This is a genomic window from Sulfitobacter sp. IGS-18 (assembly GCF_059628195.1).
In genome coordinates this window covers 2,614,629-2,639,438 of sequence record NZ_CM184556.1, presented here as the reverse complement: position 1 = coordinate 2,639,438, position 24,810 = coordinate 2,614,629, and the positions used below count along the sequence as shown (strand labels likewise).

26 protein-coding genes are annotated in these 24,810 nt (G+C 62.9%); 8 read left to right on the top strand and 18 right to left on the bottom strand.

The genetic code is table 11. The features are described from left to right. Nucleotides 1–37 precede the first annotated feature (37 nt). From ACWNZ3_RS12695 to ACWNZ3_RS12675, 5 genes are all read right to left on the bottom strand, one after another. Complete coding sequence (locus tag ACWNZ3_RS12695) at nucleotides 38–1,396, bottom strand: glutamine synthetase family protein (RefSeq protein ID WP_496900161.1); 1,359 nt, start codon at nucleotides 1,394–1,396, stop codon at nucleotides 38–40. Further along, the gene (locus tag ACWNZ3_RS12690; RefSeq protein ID WP_496900160.1) at nucleotides 1,396–2,073 is read right to left on the bottom strand and encodes a type 1 glutamine amidotransferase; all 678 of its coding nucleotides are present in this window, start codon (nucleotides 2,071–2,073) and stop codon (nucleotides 1,396–1,398) included. The genes ACWNZ3_RS12695 and ACWNZ3_RS12690 overlap by 1 nt, the downstream gene beginning before the upstream one ends. Nucleotides 2,074–2,081: 8 nt before the next feature. Continuing rightward, nucleotides 2,082–3,416 (bottom strand): glutamine synthetase family protein, encoded by a 1,335-nt coding sequence (locus ACWNZ3_RS12685; RefSeq protein WP_274577691.1) that lies wholly within the window; start codon nucleotides 3,414–3,416, stop codon nucleotides 2,082–2,084. An 89-nt stretch (nucleotides 3,417–3,505) separates the two neighbouring features. Further along, nucleotides 3,506–4,312: an ABC transporter permease gene (locus tag ACWNZ3_RS12680; RefSeq protein WP_274577690.1), complete on the bottom strand. Its 807-nt coding sequence runs from the start codon at nucleotides 4,310–4,312 to the stop codon at nucleotides 3,506–3,508. After that, on the bottom strand, nucleotides 4,309–5,190 hold the full coding sequence (locus tag ACWNZ3_RS12675) for an ABC transporter permease (protein ID WP_269364962.1): 882 nt from the start codon (nucleotides 5,188–5,190) through the stop codon (nucleotides 4,309–4,311). Before ACWNZ3_RS12675 ends, ACWNZ3_RS12680 begins: the two co-directional genes overlap by 4 nt. Before the next feature lie 105 nt (nucleotides 5,191–5,295). On the opposite strand from ACWNZ3_RS12675, the gene ACWNZ3_RS12670 reads away from it, so the two are divergent. Further along, on the top strand, nucleotides 5,296–5,529 hold the full coding sequence (locus tag ACWNZ3_RS12670) for a hypothetical protein (protein WP_114275775.1): 234 nt from the start codon (nucleotides 5,296–5,298) through the stop codon (nucleotides 5,527–5,529). Nucleotides 5,530–5,576: 47 nt separating this feature from the next. Here the strand turns inward: ACWNZ3_RS12670 and ACWNZ3_RS12665 are convergent, their stop codons facing one another. The 3 genes from ACWNZ3_RS12665 to ACWNZ3_RS12655 all read right to left on the bottom strand — a co-directional run bounded on the left by ACWNZ3_RS12665 (nucleotide 5,577) and on the right by ACWNZ3_RS12655 (nucleotide 8,637). Further along, complete coding sequence (locus tag ACWNZ3_RS12665; RefSeq protein WP_269364908.1) at nucleotides 5,577–6,311, bottom strand: transporter substrate-binding domain-containing protein; 735 nt, start codon at nucleotides 6,309–6,311, stop codon at nucleotides 5,577–5,579. Between the two features lie 34 nt (nucleotides 6,312–6,345). After that, entirely contained in the window at nucleotides 6,346–7,122 is a 777-nt protein-coding gene (locus tag ACWNZ3_RS12660; protein ID WP_269364910.1) for an ABC transporter ATP-binding protein, read from the bottom strand. 156 nt (nucleotides 7,123–7,278) lie between these two features. After that, the gene (locus ACWNZ3_RS12655; RefSeq protein WP_496900159.1) at nucleotides 7,279–8,637 is read right to left on the bottom strand and encodes an aminotransferase-like domain-containing protein; all 1,359 of its coding nucleotides are present in this window, start codon (nucleotides 8,635–8,637) and stop codon (nucleotides 7,279–7,281) included. Between the two features lie 90 nt (nucleotides 8,638–8,727). On the opposite strand from ACWNZ3_RS12655, the gene ACWNZ3_RS12650 reads away from it, so the two are divergent. After that, the gene (locus ACWNZ3_RS12650) at nucleotides 8,728–9,897 is read left to right on the top strand and encodes an MFS transporter (RefSeq protein ID WP_496900158.1); all 1,170 of its coding nucleotides are present in this window, start codon (nucleotides 8,728–8,730) and stop codon (nucleotides 9,895–9,897) included. 120 nt (nucleotides 9,898–10,017) lie between these two features. On the opposite strand, the gene ACWNZ3_RS12645 is transcribed toward ACWNZ3_RS12650, so the two are convergent. The 6 genes from ACWNZ3_RS12645 to ACWNZ3_RS12620 form a co-directional block, all read right to left on the bottom strand. After that, nucleotides 10,018–10,455: a tellurite resistance TerB family protein gene (locus ACWNZ3_RS12645; RefSeq protein ID WP_269364916.1), complete on the bottom strand. Its 438-nt coding sequence runs from the start codon at nucleotides 10,453–10,455 to the stop codon at nucleotides 10,018–10,020. Between the two features lie 36 nt (nucleotides 10,456–10,491). Beyond that, a complete protein-coding gene (locus tag ACWNZ3_RS12640; protein WP_269364918.1) occupies nucleotides 10,492–10,929 on the bottom strand; it encodes a tellurite resistance TerB family protein in 438 nt (145 codons plus the stop codon). A gap of 10 nt (nucleotides 10,930–10,939) precedes the next feature. After that, a complete protein-coding gene (locus ACWNZ3_RS12635; protein ID WP_496900157.1) occupies nucleotides 10,940–11,590 on the bottom strand; it encodes a hypothetical protein in 651 nt (216 codons plus the stop codon). Between the two features lie 21 nt (nucleotides 11,591–11,611). Continuing rightward, nucleotides 11,612–11,905, bottom strand: a complete 294-nt coding sequence (locus tag ACWNZ3_RS12630; RefSeq protein ID WP_496900156.1) for a DUF1330 domain-containing protein — start codon at nucleotides 11,903–11,905, stop codon at nucleotides 11,612–11,614. Nucleotides 11,906–11,914: 9 nt separating this feature from the next. Continuing rightward, nucleotides 11,915–12,688: a 23S rRNA (adenine(2030)-N(6))-methyltransferase RlmJ gene (locus ACWNZ3_RS12625; RefSeq protein WP_496900155.1), complete on the bottom strand. Its 774-nt coding sequence runs from the start codon at nucleotides 12,686–12,688 to the stop codon at nucleotides 11,915–11,917. 525 nt (nucleotides 12,689–13,213) lie between these two features. Further along, nucleotides 13,214–14,053 carry a hypothetical protein gene (locus ACWNZ3_RS12620; protein WP_496900154.1) on the bottom strand — a complete coding sequence of 280 codons (840 nt, stop codon included), beginning with the start codon at nucleotides 14,051–14,053 and terminating at the stop codon, nucleotides 13,214–13,216. Between the two features lie 638 nt (nucleotides 14,054–14,691). On the opposite strand from ACWNZ3_RS12620, the gene ACWNZ3_RS12615 reads away from it, so the two are divergent. Then, on the top strand, nucleotides 14,692–15,357 hold the full coding sequence (locus ACWNZ3_RS12615; protein WP_496900153.1) for a hypothetical protein: 666 nt from the start codon (nucleotides 14,692–14,694) through the stop codon (nucleotides 15,355–15,357). Between the two features lie 66 nt (nucleotides 15,358–15,423). Here the strand turns inward: ACWNZ3_RS12615 and pyrG are convergent, their stop codons facing one another. Both pyrG and secG read right to left on the bottom strand, forming a co-directional pair. After that, nucleotides 15,424–17,070: a CTP synthase gene (pyrG, locus tag ACWNZ3_RS12610; RefSeq protein ID WP_496900152.1), complete on the bottom strand. Its 1,647-nt coding sequence runs from the start codon at nucleotides 17,068–17,070 to the stop codon at nucleotides 15,424–15,426. Nucleotides 17,071–17,245: 175 nt separating this feature from the next. Next, nucleotides 17,246–17,602 carry a preprotein translocase subunit SecG gene (gene secG, locus ACWNZ3_RS12605; protein ID WP_269364930.1) on the bottom strand — a complete coding sequence of 119 codons (357 nt, stop codon included), beginning with the start codon at nucleotides 17,600–17,602 and terminating at the stop codon, nucleotides 17,246–17,248. A 351-nt stretch (nucleotides 17,603–17,953) separates the two neighbouring features. Here secG and nthA point away from each other — a divergent pair, with 351 nt between their 5' ends. The 3 genes from nthA to ACWNZ3_RS12590 all read left to right on the top strand — a co-directional run bounded on the left by nthA (nucleotide 17,954) and on the right by ACWNZ3_RS12590 (nucleotide 19,662). Next, nucleotides 17,954–18,562, top strand: coding sequence for a nitrile hydratase subunit alpha (gene nthA / locus ACWNZ3_RS12600; protein ID WP_114275947.1), 609 nt, complete (start codon nucleotides 17,954–17,956; stop codon nucleotides 18,560–18,562). A gap of 102 nt (nucleotides 18,563–18,664) precedes the next feature. Beyond that, on the top strand, nucleotides 18,665–19,342 hold the full coding sequence (nthB, locus tag ACWNZ3_RS12595; protein ID WP_496900151.1) for a nitrile hydratase subunit beta: 678 nt from the start codon (nucleotides 18,665–18,667) through the stop codon (nucleotides 19,340–19,342). After that, a complete protein-coding gene (locus ACWNZ3_RS12590; RefSeq protein ID WP_496900150.1) occupies nucleotides 19,339–19,662 on the top strand; it encodes a nitrile hydratase accessory protein in 324 nt (107 codons plus the stop codon). The genes nthB and ACWNZ3_RS12590 overlap by 4 nt, the downstream gene beginning before the upstream one ends. Before the next feature lie 27 nt (nucleotides 19,663–19,689). Here ACWNZ3_RS12590 and ACWNZ3_RS12585 read toward each other — a convergent pair whose 3' ends face one another. Beyond that, a complete protein-coding gene (locus tag ACWNZ3_RS12585) occupies nucleotides 19,690–20,085 on the bottom strand; it encodes a DUF6524 family protein (RefSeq protein WP_067293478.1) in 396 nt (131 codons plus the stop codon). Between the two features lie 181 nt (nucleotides 20,086–20,266). Between ACWNZ3_RS12585 and ACWNZ3_RS12580 the strand changes: the two genes are divergently transcribed. Both ACWNZ3_RS12580 and ACWNZ3_RS12575 read left to right on the top strand, forming a co-directional pair. After that, nucleotides 20,267–21,559, top strand: a complete 1,293-nt coding sequence (locus ACWNZ3_RS12580) for an adenylosuccinate synthase (RefSeq protein WP_114275760.1) — start codon at nucleotides 20,267–20,269, stop codon at nucleotides 21,557–21,559. A gap of 9 nt (nucleotides 21,560–21,568) precedes the next feature. After that, entirely contained in the window at nucleotides 21,569–21,793 is a 225-nt protein-coding gene (locus ACWNZ3_RS12575; RefSeq protein WP_496900149.1) for a DUF2842 domain-containing protein, read from the top strand. A 515-nt stretch (nucleotides 21,794–22,308) separates the two neighbouring features. Here ACWNZ3_RS12575 and ACWNZ3_RS12570 read toward each other — a convergent pair. Beyond that, nucleotides 22,309–24,567 (bottom strand): hypothetical protein, encoded by a 2,259-nt coding sequence (locus ACWNZ3_RS12570; RefSeq protein WP_496900148.1) that lies wholly within the window; start codon nucleotides 24,565–24,567, stop codon nucleotides 22,309–22,311. Between the last annotated feature and the right edge of the window lie 243 nt (nucleotides 24,568–24,810).

The following is a 24,810-nucleotide window of genomic DNA, read 5'->3' as shown; positions in this document are numbered from 1 at the left end:
TCAGGTTCCTATGCAGGCTTTTGCACGGCGCGCGGCATTACACGTTCATCAGAAGGTGCTCGCGCTCCCATGGCGAGATGACCTGCAGGAATTCGTCGTATTCCGCGCGTTTCACGATGGCATAGACCCGCGCGAAATCGGGTCCGAGAACCTCGTGCAGCTTGGTGGCCTCTTCGAACAGGTCCAGCGCATTGCCCAGCACCTGCGGGATGTCACCGTCACCGTCATAGGCGTCACCCATGAATTCGGTTTTCGGTTTCTTCTGTTCCATCAGCCCCAGATAGCCGCAGGCGAGGCTGGCGGCGATGCCGAGGTAGGGGTTGCAATCCATGCCCGGAATCCGGTTTTCGACCCGGCGCGAGTTCGGTTTCGACAGCGGGACCCGGATGCCGGTTGTGCGGTTGTCGCGGCCCCATTCGAGGTTGATCGGGGCGGCGTGATCCTTGACGTAGCGCCGGTAGCTGTTGACGTAGGGCGCAATCACCGCCAGCGCGTCGGGCATGTGGTTCTGCAACCCGGCGATGAAATACATGAAGGCGTCCGTCTCGCCCTCCTGCGCGTCGGAAAAGATGTTCTTGCCGGTGTTGCTGTCGAGCACGGAATGATGGATGTGCATGGCGCTGCCGGGTTCATTCGCGATCGGCTTGGCCATGAAGGTGGCATAGCAGTCGTGGCGCAGCGCCGCCTCGCGGATCAGGCGCTTGAAGTAGAACACCTCGTCAGCCAGCTTGACCGGGTCGCCGTGGATCAGGTTGATCTCCAGCTGGCCCGCGCCGCCCTCCTGGGTGATGCCGTCGATCTCGAAACCCTGGGCTTCCGCGAAATCGTAGATGTCGTCGATCACCGGGCCGAATTCGTCGACGGCGGTCATCGAATAGGCCTGCCGCGCGGCGGCGGGGCGGCCGGAGCGGCCCATCATCGGCTGGATCTCATGCGCGGGGTCGAGGTTGCGCGCGACCAGGAAGAATTCCATCTCGGGGGCCACCACCGGTTCCCAGCCCTGCGCGCGGTAAAGGTCCACCACCCGTTTCAGCACGTTGCGCGGCGAATAGGGGACCGGCTTGTTGTTGCGGTCATAGGCGTCATGGATCACCTGCAGCGTCCAGTCGGCGGTCCAGGGGGCGGCGGTTGCGGTGCTCATGTCGGGGCGCAGGATCATGTCCTTTTCGATGAACCCGTCATCCCCCGCCGCTTCGCCCCAATCGCCGGTGATGGTCTGGAAAAAGATGCTGTCGGGCAGGTGGAAATATTCCTGGCGCGCGAACTTGGACGCGGGCACGGCCTTGCCGCGCGCGATGCCGGGCAGGTCGGAGATGATGCACTCGACCTCGTCCAGCCGCCTGCCTTCGAGATAAAGTTGTGCCGCTTCGGGCAGATCTGTCATCCTGTCGGCCATCAGGCCCTCTCTTTCTTGAAGAATGCAGCCATCTTGGCAGCTATCGCATGATTGTCGAGCGGTTGCGTCAGAGCGGCGGTTGCACTGTCGAGCTGCGCATCGGGGATCACGCCCTTGCCGCGATGGCGGATCAGCCCGCCGATGACATCGGATTCGTATTCGGGATGGGGCTGAATGGTCCAGATGCGGTCATCATAGAGCAGGGCCGCATTGGCGCAGAAATCCGTCGCGCCGATCACTTGCGCCATTGCGGGTTTTTCCACCACCTGATCCTGATGCCAGGCGTTGATGGCATAATCCTGCCCCTCGATCGGATAGACCACGCGGCCCACGGACCAGCCGCCTGCGAATTTCTCGACCTTGCCGCCCATCGCCTGGGCGATGACCTGGTGGCCGAAACAGACGCCGATCATCGGCACATGCGCGGCGTAGCAGTCGCGGATGAACTGCTCCAGCGGCGGAATCCAGGGGTGGGGCTCATAGGCGCCATGGCGCGACCCGGTGATCAGCCAGCCTTCGGCGTCATGCACGCCCTGCGGCATCTCGCCGTCAACGACGGACCAGGCCTGATAGGTGAAATCGCGGTCGCCCAGGAGCCGCGCAAAATAGGCGTCGTAACGCCCGCCGTCAGACATTTCCTCGGGCGGATGGCCGGTGATGAGGATGCCGATTTTCATAGCCTCTCCTATACGGTGTCGAGATAGATGATGACCCGTTCTTCAGGGGTAAGTTCCTGCATGTAATGCAGTTCCTGCCGCTTTGTCAGGACAAGATTTCGTATCATTTCGGGCGCGAAGATGCGCGCGACATAGGGGTCGCTCTCGAAGGCGTCGATGGCCGCCTGCCAGTTGTCGGGGATCTGCGGCAGATCGGCGTCATAGGCGTTGCCGGTGACCGGGGGCGGCGGCGTGGCACCATCCTCGATGCCGGTGATGGCGGCGCCCAGAACGGCGGCCAGCATCAGATAGGGGTTCACGTCGCCGCCCGAGACGCGGTGTTCGATCCGCCGCGCCGAGCTGCTGCCCGAGGGGATGCGGATGGAGGAGGTGCGGTTCTCATAGGCCCAGCTGACCCCGGTGGGCGCATGGTTGCCCGGCACCAGCCGGTCATAGCTGTTCAGATGCGGGGCAAAGACCAGTGCGGAACCGGGCATGGCGGAAATGCAGCCCGCAACCGCGTTCTTCATCAGGTCGGTGCCTTCGGGCCCGCCATTGTCAAAGACGTTCTTGCCGGATTGGTCCAGGACCGAGAAATGCGTGTGCAGGCCGGAGCCGGGATAATCCTCATAGGGTTTGGCCATGAAAGAGGCGGCAAAGCCGTGCCGCCGCGCCAGCCCTTTCACCAGCATCTTGAACAGCCAGGCATCGTCGGCGGCGCGCAGGGCGTCGTCGCAATGCATCATGTTGATCTCGAACTGGCCCAGCCCGGCCTCTGAAATCGCGGTATCGGCGGGAATGTCCATTTCCTCGCAGGCGTCGTAGAGATCGGTGAAGAAACTGTCGAACTGGTCCAGGGCGCGGATCGACAGGGTTTCAGCCGCCTTGCGCCGCTTGCCGGAGCGGGGCGAGATCGGCACCTGCAGGTTGCGGCCTGAATCGTCGATCAGGAAGAATTCCAGCTCCACCGCGCAGACCGGCGTCAGGCCACGGGCCTTGAACCGGTCAAGCACCGCGCGCAGCGCATGGCGCGGATCGCCCTCGTAGGGGCGGCCGTCCTCGTGGAACATCCAGATCGGCAGCAGGGCAGAGGGGGTCTCAAGCCAGGGCATCGGCAGGAAGCCGCGCTCGGTCGGTTTCAGCACGCCGTCACGGTCGCCGCTGTCAAAGACCAGCGGGCTGTCGTCGATGTCCTCGCCCCAGATGTCGAGATTCAGTACGGAGAAGGGAAAGCGCGTGCCTTCGGTTGTCACCTTGTCCGCGAAACGGGTCGGGACACGTTTGCCACGCGGCTGACCGTTAAGGTCAGCGGCGGCCACACGGATCGTGCGGACATGAGGGTTCTTGCGGAGCCAGTTTTTCATTGCACACCTGATAGGCTGTGGGACAAGCGTTCAGGCTTCAGCCTGTCAGCCGTCAACCACCGCCGGATAATTTGATCAAAAGTTTGATACTACCGGATCAGATTAGGGCGCAAGCGTAATTTTTGGCGGCGTTCCTGCGGCAGGTGCCGGTTCAGCCGTTTGTTGATCAGCCCGAAAAGCGTGATCACGACCAAAGTCAGCAGGATGAAATACCCCGCCAGGATCGGATAGGGGACAAAGGGGTTGAAGGTCTTGTCCGCGAAATAGCTGGCGTAATAAAGCGCGTCGCCTTTTTGCTGAACCGCCGGGAACCCACTGAAAAATACCAGTGTTGTGGCGTGAAACAGGAAAATCGCCTCATTCGTATAGGCGGGCCAGGCCAGCCGCAGCATGGTGGGCCAGATCACCCGGCGAAAGCGTTTCCAGCCCGAGAGGCCATAGGCATCCGCCGCCTCGATGTCGCCCTTGGGCACCGACAGCAGCGCGCCGTAAAAGATTTCACCGGTATAGGCGGCGGTGTTGCAGAAAAGCACAACCAGCGCCCCCAGCCAGGCGGCAGAGAAGGGATCAAAGAAGGCGGCCTGCTGTTTCAGGGTCAGGAACAGGAAGTAGCCAAAGAAGAACTGGATAAAGAGCGGTGAGCCCCGGAAGATGAAGATGAACCATTCCGACGGCTTGCGCAGCAGCGGGTTGGGGCTGGCCTTGCCCAGGCCAAGGGCGGTGGCCAGGAAAAAGCCGGTGATCAGCGCCAGGGTGCCGAAATAGATGTTCCACAGCATGCCGGAGCCGATCAGGGTGAACTGGTCGCAGAGCGTGAAATTGTCACGCGGCAGCAGGCGTTCACCGATGCCCAGCGACCGCAGGCCGTAATCCTGGATGGTCTGAAGGCAGCTCATGCGTTCTTCCTCTGCGCTTCGCCGCCCATGGTGGCCTGCCCGCGTGTCAGCCGGGTCATCAGCCGGCCCAGCACGATTTCGGAGACCCGCGTGAAGGCGAGGTAGAAGACCAGCAGGGCGAGGAAGTACCACACGCGCCAGTCGCCATGCGGGAAATCGGTAAAGCGCGGGGTCTTGGCCGCGCCCAGTTCCCGCGCCCAATAGACGATATCCTCAACCCCCAGCAGGAACAGCAGGGGGGTGGATTTGATCAATACCATCCAGAGGTTCGACAGGCCGGGCAGGGCATAGACCCACATCTGCGGCACCAGGATGCGCCAGAAGGTCTGGCGCGGGGACATGCCATAGCTTTCGGCGGTCTCCAGCTGTGCATGGGGCACGGCGCGCATGGCACCGAACAGCACATTGGCCGCGAAGGCGCCAAAGACGATGGCAAAGGTCAGCACCGCAAGGGCGAAACCATAGGTTTCATGCACCCATTGGGGGGAGTTGCCCAGCGGCATCTTGGCCGCCTGGCAGACCAGGAAATCACTGCCCTGGCGGATCGGCTGATCCCAGTCGGGGCATTTCCACAGGTGGCGCATGTATTCCACGGCCTGGTCCAGCGCGATGACGAAAAACAGGAAAAAGGCGATGTCCGGCACGCCGCGCACGATGGCGATATAGCCCTTGCCGAACCAGCGCAGCGGCGCAAACTGCGCCCGCGCCGCCATCGCCCCGCCAAAGCCGAAGGCCAGCGCCGTGGGGGCGGTGATCGCCAGCAGCAGCAGCACGGTGCCGAAGGCGCCGTAAAAGGCCACATGCTTGCCCGTGGTCAGGTAGCAGGTCAGCCAGATCAGGCCGTCCAGCGTTCCGGGATCTGTACAATCGGGAAGGATCAGCAGGGCCCTCCGACGGGGTCAGGAATACCCGACTGTTCAGCAAGAGACAGGTCTGGAATGCTCGGAGCATTCAAAGATCCGCATTCAGCCAAAGGAAAACACATGTCAGACCAATTCATTTTCAAAAGCTCCGCCGCCACCGTGATCGACAACGGATCTGGCATGTTCGAGGATCCGCTGCTGGGTCTGACGATGCCCCGCGTGCTGGGTCTGGTGGTCGAAAACGGCTTCGAAGACCCATTGCTTGGCGCGACCGGTCCGCAGTCTTTCAGTCTGGATGACGCGGGCACTGATTTCCTCGTTCCTGTGGCATTTGAAGACCCGCTGCTGGGCTAGGGCTTCGGGGCGGAAAGGCCGGCCGCATCGGGCCGGCCTTTGTTGTATCAGAAGGTTTTGGCGTCTGCGCCGAACCATTTGATGATCAGCTCGTTCAGGCTGCCGTCGTCCTTCATGGACTGGATCGCCGCGTCGAGCTTTCCTTTCAGTTCGGTGTCGCTTTCGCGGACGCCGACGCCGATACCGCCGCCCAGCGGCACGTCATCGCCAACAAAGCTCAGCTCACCGCCCGATTCCTCGACCGTGGGGGCCAGCGCGTCCTTGTCGGCGAAAACCGCATCGGCTTCGCCCGACATCACGGCGGCGACGGTTTCGTCATAGGTGGCGAATTCCAGCAGGGTGGCACCGGATTCAGCAACATAACCGGCCTGGATGGTGCTGGTCTGCGCCGCGATGACACCGCCGGTCAGATCCGCATCAGCCGATTTCGCCACATAGGCGGAGGCGGCGGGCGGGAAGTAGTTCTGCGTGAAGTCGATGACTTCATCACGCTCGTCGGTGATCGACATGCCGGCGATGATGGTGTCGTAGTTGCCGGAGGTCAGGTTGGGGATGATGCTGTCCCATTCATTGGTGACCCATTCGCAGGTCAGCTCGGCCCGCGCGCAAAGCTCGTCGCCCACTTCGCGCTCGAAGCCGTCGACTTCACCCGCATCGTTGAGGAAGTTGTAGGGAGGGTAGGCGCCCTCGGTCCCCATGCGGACGGTGCTGGAATGCGAATCGGCAAAGGCCGCTCCGGCGATCATCGCCAGCGCCGTGGCGGAAAGGATAATCTTTTTCATAACGTGTTACTCCCGTTCTGGTTTTCGTTCTGGTCTACGTTGCGTGGGTCGCCGAAAGGAACCCGCGCAGGCGTTCTGATGTGGGCGCGCCGAACAGCCGGTCGGGCGGCCCCTGTTCCTCGATCAGGCCCTGATGCAGGAAAATGACGTGGTCGGACACATCAGCGGCCAGTTTCATGTCATGGGTGACGATCAGCATCGTGCGCCCCTCGGTGGCCAGATCCTTGATGACCCTGACCACCTCCTGCTCCAGCTCCGGGTCAAGCGCGCTGGTCGGCTCGTCAAAGAGCAGCGCCTCGGGCTCCATGCAGAGCCCCCGTGCAATTGCGGCGCGCTGCTGCTGGCCGCCGGAAAGCTGGGCCGGGTAAACATCGCATTTGTCACCGATCCCGACCTTGTCGAGATAGCCGCGCGCGGCCTGTTCGACCTCTGCCCGGTCGCGCCCCAGCACGGTCAGCGGCGCCTCCATCACGTTTTGCAGGATGGTCATATGGGACCACAGGTTGAATTGCTGGAACACCATGCTGAGATTGGTGCGGATGCGCAGCACCTGTTTGGGGTCGCTGGGCCTGCGGCCATGGTGGCTGCCCTTCCAGGTGACGGGTTCGCCCTTGAACAGGATGTCGCCCTGCTGGCTGTCTTCCAGCAGGTTGCAGCACCGCAGCAGCGTCGATTTGCCCGACCCGGATGATCCGATCAGCGAAATCACATTGCCCTTGGGGGCGCTCAGGCTGACGCCTTTGAGCACTTCGAGCGCGCCATAGGCCTTGTGCAGGTCGTTGATCTGGATGACGGGGGTCTCAGGGTCCACGAGTGTCACTTCTTACCGTTTCGATGTGACATAAGGGAATAATTTCCCTCAGATTGCAACGCCGTGTTTGGCAGGGCCGCATAATTTGCGGGCTGACCTAGGGTCAATCGCTGAAGGACAGGGCAGGCACCCGGCGCGGGCGGTGGCAAAGCTGCGTCACGGGCCCGGCTGCGGGGTGGGTTTCACGGGCGTGTGGCTCTCGATGGCGTCCAGTACCGTTTGCAGGGCGGCGGTCAGCTCCTCTGTCCTCATGCCGCCAAAGGCCAGCCTCAGCGCCTGGGGAATCGCGGCGGTGGTGGCAAAAGGCTCCGCACCGGAGACGGAAAGCCCCTTTTGTTTCAGATGGGTGACGATGGGGCCGGCGCGCAGCCCCCTGTCCAGGGGCAGCCAGGCGAACCCCGCATTGCGATGCCCCAGCACCGGCCGCGCGCCAAACACGGCGCGGCAGATGCGCTGACGTTCGGCACCATCCGCGCGGCGGGTCTGCTCGGAGGCTGCAAGCGTGCCATCCGTGATCCAGCCGGTGACCAGGCCGGAAATCAGCGCGGGCGCGTTCCATGTGGTTGCCCGGATCGCATCAAGCAGCCCGTCGAGATGCCGCGCCGGGGCAATCAGATAGCCAAGCCGCAGCCCCGTCGCGAGGCTTTTGGAGAAACCGCCCAGATGGATCGTCAGATCGGGGGCAAGGGCAAGGAAGCCCGGCGGCGGATCCGGTTCGAGAAAGGCATATGCCGCGTCCTCCAGGATCAACAGATCATGCTTTCGCGCCACCTCGATCAGGCGTTGCCGGGTGGGCAGGTCCATGACCGCGCCCAGCGGGTTCTGTACGGTCGGGATCAGATAGAGCGCGCGCAGCTTGCGGATGCGGCATTGCCGGTCCAGCGCATCGGGGTTCATCACGCCATCCACCCCCTCGATGCCCACCAGATCGAGCCCCTGCAGGGCGGCGACGGATTTGAAGCCGGGATAGGTCAGCATGTCGGTGGCCACCGCATCCCCGCGCCGCAGCACCCCAAGTGCGGTGATCGCCAGCCCGTGCTGCGCGCCCGATGTGACCAGCAGCGCCTCCGGATCGACCGGGCCGAGGCTGGTCGAGAGATGTTCCGCGATGATCCGGCGTTCGTGGGGGCGGCCGCCATGGGGCTGATAGCGCAGCATCGCCTCAAGATCGCCCGAGGCCGCGAGCCGCCGCAGCCCGGAGCGCAGCATATCCGCATCCCCGGCACCGCCGGGCATGTTGAAGACAAGATCGACCAGCCCTTCGCTGTCGGTCTGCCGCACTCCCAGGGTGAGCGGCAGGCCTGGATCGCGCACGAAGGTGCCGCGCCCCGCCTCGCCCAGGACCATGCCCCGGCGTTCAAGTTCGCCATAGGTGCGCGTGGCCGTGGCAAGGGCGACGCCGAATTGTTCGGCAAAGGCGCGGTGCGTGGGCAATCTGGTGCCCGGCGCAAGTTTGCCGTTCTCGATGGCGCCGGTGAGCGCGTCGGCAAGGCGCAGATATTTGGCTTTGCCCATCACACCCTCTGTACCTGGTACAATCAAAAAATTGTCATGCATTATGGCGCATGGCATGCCCCGTGCAAGTCAATCTTTGAGGGTCTTGCCATGTCGGGAAATCTTGCCGCCGCGCTGCTTGGGCTGGCGCTGTTCACTGTCACCTTTGCGGTGAACCTTCAGGCCCCGCTCTATGACATCTATGCGGCGCAAAGCGGCGTGGGCGCGACGGCGGTCACCCTGGCCTTTGCCGCCTATGTCGGGGGGCTGATGCCGACGCTCCTGCTGCTGGGCGGTCTGTCTGACCGGATCGGGCGGCGCATTCCGCTGGCGCTGGCGCTGATCCTGGGGGCAGTGGCGACGGGGCTTCTGGTCCTGATGCCGGGCTGGACCACGCTTGTGGTTGCCCGCTGTCTGCTGGGGGTCGGTACCGGCCTCGCCACCACGGCGGGCACCGCCTATATGGCCGAGATCATGGGAACGGCGCAGGCGCGGAACGCGGCGCTGGCTGTCACCTCGGCGACTTCGCTGGGGTTCGGTGGCGGGGCGCTGGCAACGGGGATCAGCCTTGGGCTGCAGGGGCCGACGCTGCTGCCGGTCAGCTATATCGCCCTGTTCGTCGCGGCGCCCCTGCTTGCGGTGACGGCCTTGATGCTGCCCCGGAACGACAGCCTGCGACCGGTGTCATTGCTGCGGCTGCCGGTGTTTCCGGCAGGCAGCTGGCGCTTCGGGGCGGCGATGGCGCTGGCATGGTCCACGACCGGCATGACCATTGCCATCGTGCCGCTGGAACTGGCGGCGAACGACCTGGGCGGATGGACCGGTCTGGTGATCTTTCTGGCGATTTTTGCGGGTTTCCTGTGCCAGCCGCTGGCCCGGCGCATGACAAACCAGGGCGCGCTGAATCTGGGGTTTGTGCTGATCCCGCTGGGGTTTCTGGTGCTGCTGGCCGGTGTCTGGCTCAAGGTGCTGGCCCTTGTGTTGCTCGGCACCTGCATCACCAGTGCGGCGAGCTATGGGTTCACCTATCTGGCCGCGCTGGCAGAGGTGTCGCTGCGGGCGCCGCAGGACCGTGCGCGCGCCGCTGCGGGGCTGTTTGTCTATGCCTATGCAGGGTTCTCGCTGCCGGTCATCGCCAGCGGCGCGCTGGCGGATGTGCTGGGGCTGCTGCCCGCGATGATCGTCTTTGCAGCTCTGCAGATCGCGGCGACCCTGATCATCGTGACATTTGCGCGCAGGACCGACCGCTTGCGGAGCAGGGCGCTGGGCGCCGGATCATGACCCGGCGCTGAGCCTTGCCTGGAGCGTTTCCAGTTTATGCTGTATCGCCAATACCCTGCCGCGCCTTTGGCGCTCCCGGGACATTGGCGATGCTTCGTTTCAACGAAAACTGGAAACGCTTTACCGCGCCGCGACCCGCTGGCGGGCCATGGCGCTGTCCTTGTCCTCGACACCCAGCAGGCTGGCGACAAGGCGCAGCAGCGCGTCTTCCTCGTCGGCGCGGGTGCCGTCGGCCAGAACCACCTTCCACAGCGCCTCGATCACCCCGAGGCGATTCTCATAGGGCACCGCCTCCTTGATCGCGCGGGTAAAGCGGACGGTATCGGGGGCCTGCGCCTCCAGCGCTTCGGCCTCGGCGCGCAGGGCGGCGGCCTGTTCCGGGGTCAGCCCATAACGGTCGCGGGCGATTTCCTCGATCCGCCGCATTTCGCCGGCGTCATAGTCATTGTCCGACCGGGCAACACGCACCAGAAGCGCGGTCAGCGCAAGGCGGGCATCGGTATCGGCAAGCGGGGCGGGATCCGGCTGGGTCAGCCGTTTGATGAAATCAGCAAACATGATCAGGATATAGACCCGCGCAGGAGCCTTGCCAACTCAGAGATTGCGCAGCGCATCCTCGCGCGCGGCCTGCATGTCGTCATCGGTCAGCCCAAGCGCGGTTTCGATGGCAAGCAGCTGGATTTCTTCCTTTTCGTCACGATCACCATCGGCCAGCGCGACGGACCACATGGCTTCGCCCAAAGCCCTGCGGTGGGCATAATCGACTTCCTCGCGCAGGATATCCACGAATTCCGGCGTGCCCGGCGCATCCCGTTCCAGCGCCTCGCAGGTGGCGCGCAGTTTTGCGGCCTCCAGCGGTTTCAGCCCGAATGTCCGGGCAAGGATGCGGTCGATCTGGCCGACCTCCGCTGCATTGTAATTCCGGTCGGCAAGCGCCACGCGCACCAGCAATGCCCCAAGGGCAAGCTGCGCATTCGGCTGCGGCAGGGGTTTCGGCGCGGGTTTGCGGCGGGGAAAGAGGCGTTCGAACATGACGGCCTGTCTAGCTCAGGTCCGGCGGATTTCCAAAGCGTAAAGTGTCGATGGCGATGCCTTCGGGGTCAGTATTTGTCAAAACCATGCCCGCGATGTCACGGATGTCATCGGCGCGGGCAAACCCCAGGGTGAATTCGCCTGTGGGCTCTATCGGAACCGCCCCGATGACCGAGCCGTCGCGGCGCAGGAACTGGGCAAGTGCGGCACCGGATTCGCCGCCGCGCAGGGCAAAGGACAGGGCGTTCTGGTCATTGTCGAAGAGCACGGCAATCGCGCCCTCCCCCTGGCCTTCACGGCGCGGAAACCCGGCGGGGCCATAGCCGTTCAACACCGTATTGCCGTAGAAGTTGACCACCGACAGGTTCTGCCCCGGGGCACCCGGCAGCAGGATCAGCGGACCCAGCGCCGCGCCGATGACCTGATCATGGGCGCCCGCCGCCGCCAGCCCCTGGCCTGCGAAGATTTCACCGAACTGGGCACCGTCCAGGTTCATGACATCATCCACCCGCAGGCCCGGTCCGGCACCGGATGGAATGTCGTCAAAGGTGATGACACGGGTCAGCGCCAGGCTGTCGGGGTTGACCAGACAGACCGGCGCGCCACAGGCAAGCAGGCCGGTGGGGAGCAGGGAAAGAAAGAGCGCGCGCATGAGGATCATCGGCGCAGCCTAGCATAGATTTCAGCCGTCGTACCCTTCGACGATGATCATATCCCCTTCGGCGACGGGCAGGCGGATCTCCTTCGCTTTCTGGTAGGCATCACTTTCGTAACAGGCAATCGCATCGGCAAGGCTGTCAAACTCCAGCACCACGGTGCGGCTGCGCCAGCTGCCTTCGCGCAGGTCCTGGGTGCCGCCCCGCACCAGGAACCTTGCCCCGAAGTCGGCAAAGGGTTTCGCATTGGCCGCGCGGTAGCTGTCGTAGGTTTCCGCGTCTTTCACGTCCATCCGGGCGATCCAGTATCCCTTGGGCATCGGTGGCTCCTATCTTGAAAATTGCGTGGCCAGCCGTTTGGCCTCGGCCTCCAGCCCGTAGGGCGGGTTGATGACGAAAAGCCCCGATCCCACCATCCCGTGGCCGGGGCGCGCGGGGGAAAAGCGGACTTCATGGCGCAGGGCCTCGGGGTGGCTGCGGGCAAGCTCGGCCAGCATCGGCTGATGCGCCTTGCTGGTCAGGATCGGATACCACAGCACGATGATCCCGACGTTCCAGGCGCGCGCCAGCTTGGCGATGCTGCGCGGCAGGCTCTCGTAGTCGGTCTTGATCTCATAGCTCGGGTCGATCAGCAACAGCCCCCGGCGCGGTGTGGGCGGGGTCAGGGCAAAGGCCATTTCCACCCCGTCACGCAGATGGCAGGTCGCGGGATAGGGTGACATGGCAAGGTCGAGGGCGGCATGTTCCGCGGGATGCAGCTCGGCCAGGTGGATCCGGTCATCGGGGCGCAGCAGCCGCGCCGCAATCAGCGGAGAGCCGGGATAGGCGCGCGGCCCGTGGTCGGCGCGCACCTCGTTCAGCACCTGGAGAAAGGGATGATCCGCGCCGAACCAGCCCGCCGCGCGGTCGATGCCCTGCGCCGCCTCGCCGGTCTTGCGCGCCGCCGCATCGTCGAGATCGTAAAGCGCGCGGCCGCCGTGGGTTTCCAGATAGGTCAGCGGCTTGTCCTTGCGGGTAAGGTAGGCCAGCATCCAGGCCAGCAGCCCGTGTTTGTGAACATCCGCGAGGTTCCCCGCGTGGTAGATATGTTGGTAACTCAGCATGGCACGGGTGTAGTGGATTGCAGCGGCGTGGCAAGGGCTCAGCTTTCGCGGGTGTCAGGTGTCAGACAAAAGCGGCTTTCCTGTCAGGTCGCTGACCCGGATCGTTTCTGCCTGGGAGAAGCTGCCGTTCGTGCGCTTTGCGGCGCAGGACGGGAAAGAGCCCTTTCCGCTTCCCCCCGGTGCGGAATCAAGGCCGCAGGCCGCCGCGCATCATGCCAGAGGCATGTCTCCGACATGACGGGCCGTCCCCTGGCACGGCGATTTGGCTGCTCTAATGCCACATCGTTAGTTAGGATGTGCTTGGCTGCCATAAAGTGCCAGTCACTGAGGTCGGATCGCCGAACCACGGCCCGTCGATGCGCGGCTTGACGTTTCGCAGCAATGCCCGCTGAGCAGACACCCGCTGTGCCGCGTCGCGGGTCCGCTTCGGGTCGGCAATTACTGGCATTTGAGACGGAATTGCCCGGCACGGCCTTCCGACAAGATTCAGGAAATCCCTTGGTTCGAGTCACTTTCGCATGGCATTCAACAGCGGGCATCCTCCAGCGCGCGGCCCCAGAACCGGCCCTTGACCATCCAGGACAGCCCGAAGGCCCAGAGCGCCACCGTCTCGAACCAGAAGGTCAGCCGCGCGCGGGGCCACCAGGACAGGTCAAGGCTGGTCCAGGCCCCCAGCGCCGCGTAAAGCCCCATCGCCAGGATGCAGAAGATCATGATGCCGCCACAGGCGATATAAAGGCTGTTGCGGATGATCTTGGCCTGTTTCAGCGACCCGTCGGGATTGCGCTGATGCGGCTCCACGGCGGTAAAGACCACCAGCGCGAACCAGGCCAGGAACGAAAACAGCAGCGCCGCTGAGGCGTAATGCAGGCTGGCCGAAAAGGAGGTGAGCCGGAAGTAGGGCGCAAGATCGGGCAGCCCGTCGATGGGCGGCACCTTGATCAGGTCCAGATGGTCGGGATCGGGGCCAAAGCTGACCATGGCGCGGGCGGTGAAGCTGTCCGCATCGCAGCCAAAGCCGGAAGTGGGGAACAGGGCCACGCCAATGGCAAATATGCCGGCCCAGGTGGCCAGACGCCCCTCCGCGCCGTCCTTGTCCTCGCCCTGATAGACCCACAGATAGGTGCCGATAAAGACCAGCGCCCCGATAAAAGGGCCACTCAGGAAGGGCGCGTAATAATAATGGCTGATGGAGGCACGGTAGCAGGTCGGCCAGACCGGGTTGAACACGCCGATCAGCATGATGGTGGGCAGGCCAAGCGCAACCAACCCTACGAAAAAGGCCAGGGTACGCTGGTTGATCTTCGCATAGGGATCTTCTGACGCATTTTGATACCGGTCGGCACCGGTCTGAAAGACTTGCATGGGTATGGCTTTCTGAAATGGCGGAGGTGAAATGCCGCCAAGGCTACTGCCAATGCATCATTCCCGCAAGACGGGAGGGTTTGCCGCCCCGCTGCCCGGTTTGGGCGGTTTCTCCTTGCGGGTGAGGTTGGCCAATTGTTCCTGCTTGTACACGTTCGCGAGGTGTCTCGCAGGGTAGATATGTTGGTGGCTCAGCAAGGACGAGGGTCCAACGCTTAATTTGGGGTGCGCAACTAGTCACCCGGAATCAAAGTTTGGCTCATTGAATGCAGCTCTCAACGGCAGGTTCGCACCCGACCCCGAGGGCGGCCCTCCATTTGGCGGGGCATTTCCATTTTTCCATACTTCGCAGCATCTTGCGAGGTCGGAGTTTCGCACCCGCCCTGGGGGGCGGGGTCGGGTGCGAACCGGATCGCAAGCGATCCGGAGGCATGGGGAAATGGTGCGCATTTCGTTTCCGCCATACTAGGATGAAGGGCCTGTTTACATTTGTTGAACACAACTGTCTTGGATATTTGGGTTCTCTAATTTCTCACGATGTTCAGGCCGAATACTTTGCATGTTACGGATTTTGGAAGGCATGATGATAGCGGCCAGTCGGCCAACAATATCCACGATAATTTTTTGGAGTTTTTTTGATGAAGAAAAAAGTCGACTGGGATGAGTTCAACTATCGCCTTGAAAAGGCAAAATCGTGTTTCGACAGGATTGCAAGTGCCGATACCGGAGTCGACCTAAGACGAAGCTGGGAAGAATTTGTAAATGCCTTTGGCCTTACGATTGGATGGCTAATCTCAAACGGTATGAACTTTAAGGTGACTCGCGGTTGGGCGCACAAACTTAAAAACCACTCATCCAAAGATGATGAGGGCTTGCTGTATTTGCGAGAGGCAAGAAATCATACCGAGCACGGACTTACCCCGTTCTCCGATTTTCGCGAAGCATTTGTTGGTGTTGGTGGCATTGGACCGGTCAGTGGAACTTCAAGTGTCCACTATTCAAATAACATTGTTATTAGAGGCGGTGTCGCAGTTAATACCGGGACTTTTTCGTTAGAAACAAAAAATGGGAACCTGACCAAACTCTCTGACGCCCCCAACACACATATAACAGAAAACCTGGCCAATGTTCGATTGTTGCCTATCTACAATCCAAAGAAAAAGCTTACGGTAAGAGTTCCTACTCACATTGGTGGTAAGAGACTGTCTGCCAGCAACCCGGAAGAATTCGCCAACCTCGCGATTGAGTACATCGAAGAAAATTCAGCGGAGCTAAAACATCTCCTGGACCAAATCTCACGCTGAATCGCCATCTGACAAACGAAGTCGAGGCAATGAGACAAAGCGCAGGAAGATGATTGTCCACAGGCCCTAGACCAGCCGCGAATTCTCCTTGGCCGCGCGGACGAAATCCTTGAACAGCGGGTGCGGGGCGAAGGGTTTGGATTTCAGCTCCGGATGGAATTGCACACCGATGAACCACGGGTGATCGGGCCATTCCACGATCTCGGGCAGGCGGCCGTCCGGGGACATGCCGGAAAACACCAGACCGGTTTTCTCAAGCGTTTCCTGATAGGCGATGTCCACCTCGTAGCGGTGGCGGTGGCGTTCGTCGATCTGGGTGGTGCCATAGGCTTCGGCCACGCGGGACCCGGCCTTGAGCACCGCGTCATAGGCGCCCAGACGCATGGTGCCGCCCTTGTCGTCGCCCAGCTTGCGTTCAACCTTGTGGTTGCCCTGCACCCATTCCTTGAGGTGGTAAACCACCGGCTCGAAACGCTTTTTCCCGGCTTCGTGGTCGAATTCCTCGGAGCCTGCGGTCTTCAGGCCGGCCAGGTTGCGCGCCGCCTCGATCACCGCCATCTGCATGCCCAGGCAGATCCCCAGATAGGGCACCTTGTGTTCACGGGCATATTGCGCCGCCTTGATCTTGCCCTCGGTGCCGCGCTCGCCGAAACCGCCGGGAACGAGGATGGCGTGGAACCCTTCCAGATGCGGGCCGACATCCTGGGCCTTGTCGAAAATCTCTGAATCCACCCATTCGACGCGCACCTTGACCCGGTTGGCCATGCCGCCATGGGTCAGCGCCTCTGCAATGGATTTATAGGCATCCTCAAGCTGGGTGTATTTGCCGACGATGGCGATCTTCACCTCGCCCTCGGGGTTGTGGATGCGGTCATAGACATCGTGCCACATGGCCAGGTCCGGACGTGGCGCCGGAGAGATGTCGAAGGCATCCAGCACCGCCTGGTCCAGCCCCTGCGCGTGATAGGCCAGCGGCGCCTCGTAGATCGACTTCAGGTCATAGGCGGCAACAACGGATTCCTTGCGGACGTTGCAGAACAGGGCGATTTTCTCGCGTTCCTTTTCCGGGATCGGCTGTTCCGAGCGGCAGACGAGAATGTCGGGGGCGATGCCGATGCTTTGCAATTCCTTGACGGAGTGTTGCGTCGGCTTGGTCTTCAACTCGCCGGAGGCGGCAAGGTAGGGCAGGAGGGTCAGATGCATGAAGATGCATTGCCCGCGCGGTCTGTCGTGGCTGAACTGGCGGATCGCCTCGAAAAAGGGCAGGCCTTCGATGTCGCCCACGGTGCCGCCGATCTCGCAGAGCATGAAATCGACCTCATCGTCACCGATGTTTAGGAACTCCTTGATTTCATTGGTAACATGCGGCACCACCTGGATGGTCTTGCCCAGGTAATCGCCGCGGCGCTCTTTCTCCAGCACGTTGGAATAGATGCGGCCGGAGGAGACGGAATCGGTCATCCTTGCGGGGACCCCGGTGAAGCGTTCGTAATGGCCCAGGTCGAGATCGGTTTCCGCCCCGTCATCGGTGACGAAGACTTCGCCATGTTCGAAAGGCGACATCGTGCCAGGATCGACGTTCAGGTAGGGGTCCAGTTTGCGCAGCCGCACCGAAAAGCCCCGCGCCTGCAGCAAGGCCCCCAGCGCCGCGGAGGCCAGCCCCTTGCCCAGTGAAGAGACCACACCACCGGTGATGAATATATATCGCGCCATGTTCGGACAGCCCCCGTGTATTCGCATTTCTGTGGCAAAAACCAGCCAGATGCGTTGCAGAAAACCGCAACACCACGGGACTTAAGCCTAACAGGATTCGGTTGGTCGAGGCAAGAGTCGCCCGCAACATCATGTTGCGAAAATCATCCCATCCTCAAGGTATTGTGTTTGCAGGTTAATCGGCTGCGGGCACCAGCGGCGCATTGTCATCCGCCGTCGGCGGCAGCAGGTTATCGCTTGCCGGCGCTGTGCCGCCATCTTCGGACTGGGTGGCCGGTGCCGCGCCCAGACGGTCGATGACGGAGGCCCCCGAAGATTTCTGCGCCACGATGATGGTCAGCGAAATCGACGTGACCAGAAACGCCGCGCCCAGCAGCCATGTCAGCTTGCCCAATGCGGTTGCCGCCGCGCGGCCCGAAACGGCACCGCCGCCGCCCATGCCGAGACCGCCACCCTCTGACCGCTGCAGCAGGACAACCGCAATCAGGCCAAGGGCCAGCAGAAGGTGGATGATCAGAAGGACGTTTTCCATGGGACCGCTTTCGATTTAGTTTGGGCGTATCTAGGCGTCTTTGCCACGCGGGGCAAGGGAGGATTGGCCCGATGCACATCAGCCGCGGGTCAGCGGTGAAACCCCGCTGTCCGGCCCAAAACAAAGACCGCCCATTGCGGTGGGCGGTCTTTCTCGAAGCGGTGCTCAACCACGCCTTTGTTTAAGAGGTTTTCCCTGGAAATGAGGTGTATCAGACTCGCTTCATGCAATCTGTATAACATATTTTTCGGCGCATTTCGCCTGTAAAGTGATCTGAAATCAGAAGGACTTGGCCGATCGGGCCGGTTTCAGCCCATGGACAAGCGCGCGGGCCTTTGGCAATGATTGGCCATGCCACACGATCATGATGAACCGCACAGCCTGCTGCCCTCCGACCCCGCCCTGCGGGTCAAGGCGCTTGAAACGCTTTTGACGCGCAAGGGGCTGATCGACCCGGCGGCGGTGGATGAAATCATCGACACCTATGAAAACCGGATCGGTCCGCGCAACGGCGCGCGGGTGGTGGCGCGGGCCTGGCGCGATCCGGGATTTCACGCCGCCCTGATGGCGGATGCGACCGCCGTGGTGGCCGAGATGGGGTTCTACGGGCGTCAGGGCGAACATATGATGGCGGTCGAGAACACGGCGCAGCAGCACAACATGGTCGTCTGCACCCTGTGCAGCTGCTATCCTTGGCCGCTCCTGGGGATCCCTCCGGGCTGGTACAAATCGGATGCCTACCGCGCCCGCGTGGTGCGCGAACCCCGCAAGGTGCTGGCGGATTTCGGGGTTGAACTGCCGCCGGAAACAGCGGTGCGGGTCTGGGATTCGACTGCCGAGATGCGCTATCTGGTGATCCCGCGCAGGCCCGAGGGTACCGAAGGCATGGAGGAGGAGGCGCTGATGGCCCTTGTCAGCCGCGACAGTATGATCGGCACCGGCCTGGCGCGGCAGCCATGACCCGCTTCTGCCACCATATTGGCGCAGCCGCGTGACGCGCGTCCACGACCATATTGGCGCAGCGGCCATGACCCGCGTCCACAACCATACTGGCGCAGCCGCGTGACCCGCGTCCACGACATGGGCGGGCGGTTCGGCGACGGCGCGGTGGTGCCCGAAGACGAAAGCGTGATCTTTCACGCAGACTGGCACCCGCGTGCCATGGCGGTCACTGTGGCGACCAGCCCGCTGGGGCAATGGAACATCGACATGTCGCGCCATGCGCGGGAATGCCTGGCCCCAAAGGATTACGCGCGGTTCTCCTATTATGAAAAGTGGATGGCGGCGCTGGCGAACCTGCTGGTGGAACGGGGCCTTGTCACCCGCGACGAACTGGCAGGCGCGGCAGAGGCAGGGCCCAGCCCCCTGGCGGACAAGGTGCTGACGCGTGCCAGGGTGGCCGAGGTTCTGGCGCGCGGCGGCCCGGTGGAGCGCCCCAGCGCGGTGAAGCCGCTCTTTGCGGCAGGCGACGCGGTGGTGACACGGGCGCAGGCCGAGAACGCCGCGGTGCCGGGCGGGCATACACGGCTGCCCGGCTATGCGGCAGGGGCGCGGGGGCGCATCCTGCGGCTGCACGGGTCACATGTCTTTCCCGACAGCAATGCCCATGGGCAGGGCGAGGCGCCCGAGCCGCTTTACGCCGTGGTTTTCCCGGCCTCCGAACTTTGGGCCCACCCCGAACACCCGGATGACGAAGTGGTGGTGGACCTGTGGCAAAGCTATCTGAGCGCTGCCCCATGACCCGGCCCGAACCGGTGTTTGAGGCACCCTGGCATGCGCAGGTCTTTGCCCTGACGGTACATCTGAACGAATCCGGCCAGTTCAGCTGGGGCGACTGGGCCGCGCGTTTCGGCGCAACCCTGCGGCGGCACGGTCTGGCGCGGGAACTGAACGGCGGCGAGGATTACTTTGCCGCCTGGCTGGAAACGCTTGAGGTTTTCCTGGCAGAGACGGGCCTCGCCGAGACCGGCGATGTCGCGGCATTGCGGGACGCCTGGGAAGCGGCCTATCTACGCACCCCGCATGGCGCGCCCGTCCGGCTGGACGACGCTGCTGGCTGACGCCAGTGCGCCCCGCCCGCCGTCCCGTTATTCGTCCACATCATCCATATCGGCCTGACCGGAGAGCGCCCGGCGCACATGGCTCCAGCTGAGCCCGATGCCCAGGACAAAGCTGAGTGCGACCAGCGACAGCCAGACGTTGAAGCTGGAATTGTCCAGCCGCAGCACCCCCAGATCATAAAGCACCCAAAGCGCGGCCCCCACGACCGCAAGCACCAGCAACATGCCGAAGGCCCCGATGGAGCGCAGTGTGGCGCGCAGATAGATGATGTAGCCGATCAGCAGCAACAGCCCCAGCAGCACCGCGATGGACATATTGGCGCTGCCGTAATCCATCACCCAGTTGGTGTAATTGTATTCGGTCGGATTGAAGGTCACTGCCAGCAGGACAAAGGCGCAGACCCAGCGCATCACGAAACCCATATTGCGGACCCTTTCACCGTTTCACGCTGAAATTACCGCTCTCGCGCGGGGAAAGTCCATGGCTGTCCCCGCCCGCAGCGCGCGGGAAAATGCGGCCTTCGGTGCAATGCCGCGTTTTTCAGTTTCACCCGCGCCGCTTCGACGTTATAGCAAGGCCGGTTGCCAAAAGGGGAAGTTCAATATGGCCAATGTCGTTGTTGTCGGAGCCCAGTGGGGCGACGAGGGAAAAGGCAAGATTGTCGACTGGCTGTCCGAGCGTGCCGATGTGATCGCGCGTTTCCAGGGCGGGCATAACGCGGGCCATACGCTGGTGATCGACGGTGAGGTCTTCAAGTTGAGCCTGCTGCCCTCGGGCATCGTGCGCGGCGGCAAGCTGAGCGTGATCGGCAATGGTGTCGTGCTGGACCCCTGGCATCTGGTCAAGGAAATCGAAGGGCTGCGCAGCCAGGGTGTCACCATCACCCCCGAGACCCTGATGATTGCCGAAAACACATCGCTGATCCTGCCGATCCACGGCGAGTTGGACCGCGCCCGCGAGGCGCAGAATTCGGTGGCCAAGATCGGCACGACAGGGCGCGGCATCGGCCCGGCCTATGAGGACAAGGTGGGCCGCCGCGCGGTGCGTGTCGCCGATCTGGCGGATGAGGCGACGCTGGAGCTGCGCGTGGACCGCGCGCTGGTGCACCACGACGCGCTGCGCCGGGGTCTGGGGCTTGAGCCGGTGGACCGCGACGCGCTGATCGCGGCGCTGAAAGAGATCGCCCCGGCGGTTCTGGAATATGCGGCACCGGTCTGGAAGGTGCTGAACGAACAGCGCAAGGCGGGCAAGCGGATCCTGTTCGAGGGCGCACAGGGCGCACTGCTGGATATCGACTTTGGCACCTATCCCTTTGTCACCTCCTCCAATGTGATCGCGGGTCAGGCAGCAACCGGCACCGGCATCGGGCCCGGCTCCATCGACTTTGTCCTCGGCATCGTGAAGGCCTATACCACCCGCGTGGGCGAGGGGCCTTTCCCCGCCGAATTGCACGACGCGGATGGTCAGCGGCTGGGCGAGCGGGGGCATGAATTTGGCACCGTGACCGGGCGCAAGCGCCGCTGCGGCTGGTTCGACGCCGTGCTGGTGCGCCAGACCTGCGCCACATCCGGCGTGAACGGCATCGCCTTCACCAAGCTGGATGTGCTGGACGGTTTTGAAACCCTCAAGATCTGCGTCGGCTATGAGCTGGACGGCAAGACGCTGGAATATCTGCCCACCGCCGCTGACCAGCAGGCGCGCTGCACCCCGGTCTACGAGGAAATGCCGGGCTGGTCGCAATCGACCGAAGGCGCGCGCAGCTGGGCCGATCTGCCCGCCGAGGCAATCAAATACGTGCGCCGCGTCGAAGAGTTGATCCAATGTCCCGTGGCACTGCTCTCCACCTCGCCGGAGCGGGAAGACACGATTCTGGTCACCGATCCCTTCGCGGACTGAGGAGGCTTCATGGCCCTGAGCTATAAGGCACGCCGCCGTTGGGCATTGGTGATTCTGCTGGTCGGTCTGCCGCTTTATATCGTCGTGGCGCTGAACCTGGTGGCGCTCTTCGACCGGCCTTCGATTCTCGTGGAACTCGCGATCTACGTGGGTCTTGGGGTGGTTTGGGCGATCCCGTTCAAGTTCGTGTTCAAGGGGATCGGCCAGGCGGACCCGGAAGCGCGCGACGATTGAAGCGGCTGCGGGCAAGGCAGCAATGTTCACTGAGCCGCAAATCTGACGCGATGGTCGCCGAGGCCACTCCGCCGCCCTTGTCCGGCAAGCTGCCGCGTTTACTGAAGGCATCCGCAAGGCTCTGATCTGAAATGAAAAAGCCGCCCCGAGGGGCGGCCCAGATTGCTGACAAACCCGGAAACGGCTGCCGCCGGAGGTAATTCGTTCTTCTGCGCTCTGCGTTCCGTTTTCGAACGAAGGGCCGCGCCCGAGCCTGGGAGGGCGCATTGAGACGCGCATTCGGAGCGCTTCCCTAACAAATATCAATGTTGTCAGTGTGATACGAGAAGTCACCAAAAGCGCCCTCCCGGGGGGAGGGTCGGGCGCGGCCCGGGCTTTCAGCCCGCGCCAAGGCTTGTGGCTGGCGTCGTGGAAGAACGATTTCGTTGTTTCGGGGGGAGCGGGTGCAGGAACGTGCTTTTTCAGTAGCCTCAGCCGCCCTGAGGGGCGGCCATTTCGCAGCGGGTGCGCCGGGGTTACCCCACGGCGCGCTGGTCGGGGCGATAACCGATATCCTCGGAGACGGTGAACCGCCCGCCCTTGATCTTTTCGATCTTGCCCGCGCGCAGCAGCTGGCCAAAGGACCGCAGACCGTCTTCGCGGCTGAAACCCTCTTCCGGGCCGACCTGACGCACCTTTGTCATCAGTTGCGGGCGGGAGAACTGCTCGAACCCTTCGACAAAGGACATATAGGCCGCTGCCGCTTCCAAAAGTTCGGGAAGGGAATGCGCGCCCATCTCCTCGGCATATTCCGCAAAACTGACGGTGCCCTCGGCGGTGGCCTTCGGTTCTGTCACAACGGCGGAAACACGGCGCGGACGCACCGGGCCCGCGGCACGGGTCTTTTCAACGTCGATGCGCTGTTCGGCCACCAGTTTCAGCGGTGCGGGACGCGATTCTTCGGGCCGGGCGGTGCGGTTGCCGGACCCAACCGGGCGGCGCGGGCGCACAACCTCTGCCAGGTCGGAGCGGAAGGCGCGGTCCTTCTTTTCCTGCTCGGCATCGGTGCCGATCCCGCCATCAGCCTTCTTGGCCGCAACCGCGGCACGCAGATGGGCAAAGGCATTGCGGCGTGTCGTGCTTTCGGGCTCGTCCATGTGATGGTCGGCTTCGGCCATCAGCCGGGACATGTCGTCGCTTGCTTCATCCTCGATGGCGGGCAGGGTGTGCCGGGACGTGCCGGCCGCGCGGTCATCGCCCTTTTGCCCGACCGGCAGGATGTTGTCGCCTTCGATGTCTTTCTCAAGCTCGGCCAGCTCGCGGGCCAGTTCCTGTTCGTCTTCGGGCGAAAGCGAGGTGTCGGCCGATTTCGAAGGTGCCAGATCGTCAAGCGCCCGGTCCACATCATCCAGGTCGGACATGTCGAAATCGTCGTCTTCCTCGTCGTCGTATTCTTCCAGCTCGCCACGGTTGATCGCCGCTTCCAGATCGGCGCGCTTGACCTTGATCACGCGGGCGCGGGGCTGCGGGGCGGTTTCGGGCTCGGCCGCAAGCGCGGCTTCTACCTCGGCATCCTCGATGGCGTCGAAGGCATCCTCCGCTTCGGCGGCTTCCTCGATCTCTGCCTCTGCCTCGTCCTCGTCGTCAAACAGGTTCGCCAGTGCATCCTCGACCTCGGAAGACCCGTCGTCCTCACCTTCGGCCTCGTCTTCCACGGCTTCCGCCACGGCGTCATCTTCATCCATCGAAAGACGGTTCAGGATGTCGCTGTAATCGTCTTCCGCTTCGGCCTGATCCGCCGCGTCATCCGCATCAAGGGCGTCTTCGATGTCATGGCGGGCGCGGGCGATCAGATCCTGCTCCGCGTTGTCATCGGCGTGGTCATCCTCTGCGGCGTCTTCCAGATCGTCAAACGCAGCCGCGGCATTGCTGCCTGCGATGGCATCTTCGTCTTCGGCATAGGCCTCTTCGTCGTCGGCATCGTCATGCTGCGCCACAACCGCACGGATGCGCTGCAGCTTGGCGGCGATGCTGTCGGGCGCGGGGGCTGCCGGGGCAGCGGCAACCGGCTCTGCCGTCCCGGCCGGTTCGGCGGCCTCTGCCAGGTCATCCTCGAAATCGTCAGAGACGGAACCCTCTGCCGCGTTTTCGGCAAAGAAGGCTTCGACCTCCGAATCGGGCTGGCCCGGGACGATGTCGTTCTCGTCTTCGTCCTGAACGGAGGTCTCGGGTGCCGAGCTGGCCACGGCCTCTTCGGTGAGGTCGCGGATCGGTTCCGGCGCTGTTGTCTCTTCTGCGGGTGTGTCGCTGTCAGCCCCGGCCGGTTCTTCCCGGGCCAGATCGGCCAGGTCAACATGCGCTTCTGCGGCGATGGCGGCGTCAGCCTCATCGACGGGTGCAGGGGCTGCTTCAACGGGGGCAGGGGCGGCAGGCGCGGCGGCGCCGGCCAGCGCTGCGATACCGGCGGCAGCAGGCGCGCTGGCCTCTGCCTGAGCGGCTTCCGGCGCCTTGGCTGCGGGTTGTTCGGGCGCATCGCTGTGATCTTCCAGCGCGCTCAGCACGATCTTGCCATCATGCTCGCGGGCCTGAACCCGGCGCGAAATTTCCTTCTGAGCAATCCGCGTCAGCATTTCGGCATCGGGCTGCGGAGGTTCTGCACCAAAGTAACGGTCATCTGCCGCCAGATCGCGGAAATACTCCGCAATCGCCTTCATGGTGCCGAAGCTGTCATCGAAACCTTCCAGCGTGCACGAAAACGTGCCATATGAGACGGTCAGGATCTTGTTGTTACTCATCATCGGATGCTCGTCCTCTGCGGTTCTGCAGATATCTGTTTACCACGATGTCCAAGACCAAAGAGGTCCGAATCTGTGCAAGGCATCGTATCATTTTAAGGCCAGAATGTGATCTGTTTCCGGAATAAGGGCAAATGAGCCATGATTGACGGCATTGTCGCCAAAACGAAGGGCATTGTTCACGGGAAGGGTCCAATCACGTTGGTCGGTGGTGGGCAGGCTACGCCACAAGATCTTCACAAA